Origin of the sequence: Mesorhizobium sp. M7A.F.Ca.US.002.01.1.1 (genome assembly GCF_004022955.1) — a bacterium.
Taxonomy (GTDB): Bacteria; Pseudomonadota; Alphaproteobacteria; order Rhizobiales; family Rhizobiaceae; genus Mesorhizobium; species Mesorhizobium ciceri.
This window is the reverse complement of record NZ_RZQE01000368.1, coordinates 1-6,016: the sequence shown is the minus strand read 5'-3', so window position 1 is coordinate 6,016 and position 6,016 is coordinate 1. Positions and strand designations below refer to the sequence as shown.

The 6,016-nt window shown below is 62.4% G+C and carries 6 protein-coding genes; 3 read left to right on the top strand and 3 right to left on the bottom strand.

Translation table 11 applies throughout. The features are described 5' to 3' along the window. From EN932_RS26705 to EN932_RS26695, 3 genes are all read right to left on the bottom strand, one after another. Positions 1-608, bottom strand: a 608-nt coding sequence (locus EN932_RS26705) for a sugar ABC transporter substrate-binding protein (RefSeq protein ID WP_164890631.1), incomplete at its 3' end; no start/stop codon positions are given. Positions 609-766: 158 nt separating this feature from the next. Further along, positions 767-1,705: a threonine/serine dehydratase gene (locus tag EN932_RS26700; RefSeq protein WP_013530436.1), complete on the bottom strand. Its 939-nt coding sequence runs from the start codon at positions 1,703-1,705 to the stop codon at positions 767-769. Continuing rightward, positions 1,695-2,762 carry a succinylglutamate desuccinylase/aspartoacylase family protein gene (locus EN932_RS26695; RefSeq protein ID WP_127368637.1) on the bottom strand — a complete coding sequence of 356 codons (1,068 nt, stop codon included), beginning with the start codon at positions 2,760-2,762 and terminating at the stop codon, positions 1,695-1,697. The genes EN932_RS26700 and EN932_RS26695 overlap by 11 nt, the downstream gene beginning before the upstream one ends. A 130-nt stretch (positions 2,763-2,892) precedes the next feature. Here EN932_RS26695 and EN932_RS26690 point away from each other — a divergent pair, with 130 nt between their 5' ends. From EN932_RS26690 to EN932_RS26680, 3 genes are all read left to right on the top strand, one after another. Then, positions 2,893-3,678: an IclR family transcriptional regulator gene (locus EN932_RS26690; protein ID WP_013530438.1), complete on the top strand. Its 786-nt coding sequence runs from the start codon at positions 2,893-2,895 to the stop codon at positions 3,676-3,678. A 130-nt stretch (positions 3,679-3,808) separates the two neighbouring features. Beyond that, positions 3,809-4,558 (top strand): GntR family transcriptional regulator, encoded by a 750-nt coding sequence (locus tag EN932_RS26685; protein ID WP_027160933.1) that lies wholly within the window; start codon positions 3,809-3,811, stop codon positions 4,556-4,558. Positions 4,559-4,626: 68 nt separating this feature from the next. After that, positions 4,627-6,016, top strand: a 1,390-nt coding sequence (locus tag EN932_RS26680) for a putative N-acetylmannosamine-6-phosphate 2-epimerase (protein WP_128369174.1), incomplete at its 3' end; no start/stop codon positions are given.

Genomic DNA, 6,016 nt, shown 5'->3' with positions numbered 1-6,016 from the left:
GTGGTGAGCCATGTCTGGGCGGCATTCGTTGCCTTGGCTGCGTCCCAGCCGGTCGGCTCGATGCCGACGACCTTGATGTCCGGAAACTCCTTTTTCAGGGTTTCGACAAAGCCTTTTTCGCGCGTGTCGGACACGAAGTTGCCACGCGAACCGACGAGCAGGGCGACTTCGCCCTTGCCGCCAAGCGACTTGCCGAGCGCGCGGGCAACCATCGACATGTTGTCGTAGTCCGGATAGAGCGTCGAATAGTTCGAGCCTGCCTCGACCTTGTTGCCCATGGTGATCACCGGAATGCCGGCGGCGGTGGCTTTCTGGATCACCGGAATGACCGCGTTCTTGTCGATCGGATCGATCAGGATCGCGCTGACGCCCTGATTGATGAAATTCTCGATGATGCTGACCTGTTTTTCCAGGCTACCCTCGGCACTCTGCCAGGTGGATTTCACCCCATAGTCGGCGGCAGCCACGTCGCCGGCTTCCTTCATGCGGACAAAGAAGGAGTTCTGCAAGTCGATTGCCGCAAGTCCAAGAACCTTTTCCGCGGCAAGCGAGGGCGTTGCGATGGCGAGTGCAAGCAGAGCAATGGATGCTTTCAGGGAAATGCGCATGTTTCAGTTCTCCTCTTGTTGCGACAGGACGATTCTTCGCCTCTTTTTCATGTCCCGCACGACGACCGTCCCAGCGACAGGCATTCCGGCGGTATTCCGCGGCACTCGTGCCGTATCCATGTCGGGCCGCGTCTTGCGTGGACCGGCCTTTCTCGACCTCAGCCGTTCAGGCCTTCGACACCGGCGCCGCAGACAAGCCCGGCGATGCGGGCGCCGCGCGGTGGCTTGAAAGCTCCGCTCATCAACGCGGCCAGCGATGCCGCGCCGCTGAGGTCGGCGGCGATGCCGAATTCGAACCAGAGCAATTCAGCGGCTTTCTGCATGTCCGCATCCTCGACAAGGACGATGTCGTCGACGTGCTTGGCGACGATCTCGTAGATACTTTCGTCCGTGCGGCCGCAGGCCATGGTCGCCACCTTCGTCGTTATCTCGGGCAAGCGAACGACACGGCCGGCAGTCAGGGAGGCGTGAAGGGTCGGTGAACCGGTCGGCTCGACACCAACGATCCTGGCGTCGGGTTTGACGTGCTTCAGGACTTCGGACATGCCACTGATGAGGCCGCCTCCGCCGATCGCGACGATGTAGATGTCGGCATCGGGAATCTGGTCGACCATCTCCAGCGCCACGGTTCCCTGGCCGGACACGATCTGCGCATCGGCGAAGGGATGCATGTAGAAGGCGCCGCGCGCTTTTGCCTCGGCCAATGCAGCCTCATGCGCTTCATCCCAGACCTTGCCTTCGAAGCGAACGTCAGCGCCCCATTTGCGCAGCTTTTCCGCCTTCAGCGGGCTTGCATTGTTCGGCAGGTAGATGGTGGCGGGAGCGCCGGCCCGGGCAGCCACATAGGCGGTGGCCAGGCCGTGATTGCCGCCGGATGCGGCGACCAGTCCGTTTTCGATCCGGCCCGGCTCGAGCGTTTTCACCCGGTTCGTGGCGCCCCGGATCTTGAAGGAGCCGCTCACCTGGAGGCATTCGAGTTTCAAATAGACATCATTTTGGAGGTTCGCGCCCGTGGCATGGTCGAGCTTGACGACCGGGGTGCGCCGTATGAAGGGGGCAATGCGCCGGGCAGCCGCCATGATGTCTTCATGGCTCATCGGTCAGTGCCTCCGGATATTCGTTGGCCAGCACGAAACAGCAATTCCCCGGGCGCACGCGGCCGGGTTGACGCTTGGCGAAAACGATGCCGTCGATGGGGTGAAGGAGATCGATGGGCGCGCGCGACGGCGTGTGGAGGAAGTGAATGCGTCCGGCAAGGTCGCCTTTGCTGACGGCACTGCCGAGCGGGCTCAAGGGTTCGAAGACACCGTCCTCCTCGGAAAGCAGATAGCCTTCGCTTCCGGGCACCTTGAGCACGCGTGCGTTGGCGCCAGGGGCAATGTCAGGCGCGCCCTTCAGGACGCCTGCATGTTTCAGCACATTGCGGATGCCCCTGCGGCAGATGGCCAACGCATCCGGACTGACAAGGCCGCCGCCGGCCATCTCGCTGCCGATGACGATCAGCCCCTGGTGATTGGCGGACGCGGTCGAGGTCCGGGTTTCACCGAGATTGTCGACCATGACAACGGTCGGCGCCCCGAAGGCGAGCGTCGCCTTGATGTTCTTGCGATGCCCCTGCGCGGTCGGGGAGGGCTCGATGATCGCGCTCGGCAGGATCATCAGGGACGAACCGCCGGAGTGGAGATCCAGGAAATAGTCGGCCTTCGGAAACAGGATGTCATGCACATAGGCCGCTATCTGGCTTGTCAGCGTGCCGTTGAAATCGCCTGGAAAACTGCGGTTGAAATTCAACCCGTCGATCGGGGAGGTGCGGGTGCCGGCCTCGACGGCCCGAATGTTGATGGCCGGAATCGCGATGATGCGACCGGCTATATCCCGTGGTTCGATCTCGCGCAGAAGCTCGCCGAGCGCGATCGGCCCCTCATATTCGTCGCCATGGTTGCCGCCCTCGATCAGGACCGTCGGACCGTCGCCGTTCTTGATGACGGCGAGCGGAACGCGGACCGTGCCCCAGGCATCGTCGTGCGGCGATTGAGGCACATGGAAGAAGCCGATCTGCTTGCCCTCGCGATCGAAATCGACCGACGTGTAAACACTGTTGTTCCGGGGCGTGATGGTCGCGCGGACAGTGTTTGCTGGTCTCTGTACGGTCATTGGTCGGCCTCGAAATTCATTGTCCCCGTCATCATGACAGTTTTATATATGGTGTCAAGTTTGGATATAAAACCAATGGCAATTCCGATTTCTTGTCTCTATCGTGCGTGGACCACCGGGGATTCTTCGAATGGCAGATGACGCAAAAGAGAGTGGCAAACCGACCTATTCGGCCCCGGCGCTGACGAAGGGTCTGGATGTCCTGGAGCTGCTGGCGGAGGCGCGGGCGCCCTTGACGATGAAGGAGATCGCGGAAGGCCTCGGTCGTTCGAAGAATGAGATTTTCCGGATGCTGATCGCGCTCCAGGAGCGTCAATATATCGAGCGCAACGCCGAGACCGACGCCTATTCGTTGACCGACAAGCTTTTCAAGCTGGGGCTGCACACGCCGAGCGCTCAGGATCTCATGTCCGCCGCAATGCCCGAGCTGACGCGGATTGCCGGGGACTCAAATCAGTCGCCGCACCTGGTCGTCTTCAATCATGGCTTGACCGTCGTGACCGCGGCCGTTCCCGGCGGCGAGGACATGGCGTTCACGCTGCGCCTCGGCTACGGCCGCCTGGCCACCGACGCGACCTCCGGCCATGTGATCCTTGCCTTCCAGCCGCCAAAGGTCGCGACGCGGATGATCGACGAATGTGCGGCACATTCGCCGGCGCCGCTGGATCGAGAGGCGCTGGAAAAGCAGCTTCGTACCATCCGCGCGGACGGTTACTGGATGCGCGAGAGCCGTGATTTCGTCGGCATCACCGATATCTGCTGTCCGGTCATCGGACCGGACGGCAGCGCCGTCGCCTCCATTATCGTCGCCTATATCAATCGCCATACGCGTGAAAGCCGCCATGCCTTTACTCTGGAGGTCCTGCGTGCTGCCTGCGATCGCATCTCCATGAAGCTGTCACCGCGGGTTCGCTGAGGGGTCGTGGTGCGCTGACGGCGCAGACGAGGCACCGCCCGCGGGACGTTTGCACCGGATTGATAATACCAGTATGGGTCCAGTCAGGAATGTTTTGATCCTGGGTGCTTCTCGCGCGGGAGGAAGAGCAATGACAACCGTGAACCTGATCGGGCTTGTCAGTCGGGAGATGGAAGCGACAGCCTCCGATGTGCCGCTTTACCGACGGTTGAAATCGGCGATCGAGGCAGCGATCCGTTCCAACGCTTTGAAGGCCGGCGCGGTTCTGCCGGGCGAGCGGGTTCTGGCGGAAGCCCTGTCGATCTCGCGTGTCACTGTGAGAAAAGCTCTGGCGTTGCTCGAAGAGGAAGGGCAGCTCAATCGCCGGCATGGTTCCAAAACCGAGATCGGGTCGCGGGTCGAAAAATCGCTTTCGACGCTGACGAGCTTTTCGGAGGACATTCTGGCGCGCGGCCTGAAGCCTGGATGCCTATGGCTTTCCAAACAGATAAGCCGTCCATCGCCAGCCGAAATGATGGCTTTGGGTATTGCCGCAAACACCAATGTAATCCGCATGCGCCGCGTGCGGACGGCCGATGGCGCGCCGATCGCCGTCGAGGTCTCGGCCGTGCCGGTTCGCTTCCTTCCTTCGCCCGAGATGGTTCAGGACTCCCTCTATGAAGCGCTAGATGCACGCGGCTTCCTGCCTCAGAGGGCAATCCAGCGCATGCGCTCGCGCGGCGCATCGCTGGAGGATGCAAGACACCTTCATTGCGAGATGGGCGCACCGCTGCTGATGACCGAGCGCCGCTGCTTTCTCGCCGACGGACAGATCGTGGAATACTGCGAGACACGCTACAAGGGAGACGTCTACGACTTCGTCTTCGAGCTGCAAAGATAATACCAGTTATGAACTGGTTGTAATCTGGTATTTTCCATTTATCGTGATGGCGACAGGGGAGTGCCGACGTGCAGCGGGAAGACATCGCCAACAGTCTCATCGTGTCCTGCCAGCCGGTTCCCGGCGGCCCGATGGACAGTGCGCAATTCGTGACGGGCTTTGCCAGGGCCGCTCTTGAAGCCGGAGCCAAGGCCCTGCGCATCGAATCCGTGCCCTATGTCGCGGCCGCCCGCCTGGCCGTCCGCGAGCCGATCATCGGTATCGTCAAGCGCGATCTGACCGACAGCCCCGTGCGCATCACGCCCTATCTGGCCGATGTCGAGGCGCTGGCCGAGGCGGGCGCCGATATCATCGCTTTCGATGCGACGGACCGTGTCCGTCCCATTCCTGTCGAAGCGCTTGTGAAAGCCGTCAAGGCCAGGAACAAGCTGACCATGGCCGATTGCTCTTGCCTTGACGATGCGCGCCGGGCCCTTGCCGCGGGTGTCGATTTCGTCGGCACGACGCTTTCCGGCTATGTCGGCGGGCCGGAGCCGGAGGATCCGGACATTGCCCTCATCGCTCAAATGCGAACCCTGAGCCCCTACGTCATCGCCGAAGGGCGTATCCGGTCGCCGGAGCAGGCGGCCGCCGCCGCGCGCGCCGGCGCCTGTGCCGTGGTTGTCGGATCGGCGATCACCCGTACCGAGCACGTCACCTCGTGGTTCCACCAGGCGATTTCCGGGGCCTATGCGGCAAGGGGCACGCAAACCGTGCTTGGCCCAACCGTGCTGGGCATCGACATCGGGGGAACCAAGACCATGGCCGCGCTGGTCAGCGGCGGCAAGGTGGTCGAGGACATGATCGTGCCTACCGCGCGAGAGGCTGGACCCGACGCCTGGCTGGCATCCCTTGCGCAAAGCACGTCAGCCTGGTCAAGCCGCTTCAGTCGTATCGGTATTGCGGTGACGGGGCTGGTGCACGATGGACGCTGGTCGGCGTTGAATCCGGCGACGCTTGGCATTCCCGACGGCTACCCGCTGGTCGAAAGGGCATCCGCTGTTTTCGGCAAGCCCGTCTGTGCGTTCAACGATGCCCAGGCAGCCGCCTGGGGCGAATACAAATTCGGCGCCGGGCAAGGTTGCGACATCGTCTTTCTGACCATCTCGACCGGAATTGGCGGCGGCATCGTTTGCAACGGCCGATTGCTGTCCGGTCTTGCCGGTCACTTCGGTCTGATCCGTGGTTTGTCTGCAGACCAGGCCCCACTCGAAGACAGCACCTCCGGCCGCTGGATCGCTTCGCAGGCCCTCAAAGCCGGCTTCAAGGCCGATGCCGCCGATGTGTTCGGGCGTGCGCTGAAGGGCGAGGCCTGGGCCGACGCCATCGTCTCGCGGAGCGCCTCGCGGGTCGCGACGCTGTGCCGGGACATTCAGATGATGTTCGATCCGAAATCGATCGTCATCGGCGGCAGCATCG

Excerpts from the sequence above, each read along its gene's own strand:
- EN932_RS26700 (WP_013530436.1), bottom strand. The coding sequence starts at position 1,705 with ATGAGCCATGAAGACATCATGGCGGCTGCCCGGCGCATTGCCCCCTTC.
- EN932_RS26695 (WP_127368637.1), bottom strand. The coding sequence starts at position 2,762 with ATGACCGTACAGAGACCAGCAAACACTGTCCGCGCGACCATCACGCCC.
- EN932_RS26685 (WP_027160933.1), top strand. The coding sequence starts at position 3,809 with ATGACAACCGTGAACCTGATCGGGCTTGTCAGTCGGGAGATGGAAGCG.
- EN932_RS26690 (WP_013530438.1), top strand. The coding sequence starts at position 2,893 with ATGGCAGATGACGCAAAAGAGAGTGGCAAACCGACCTATTCGGCCCCG.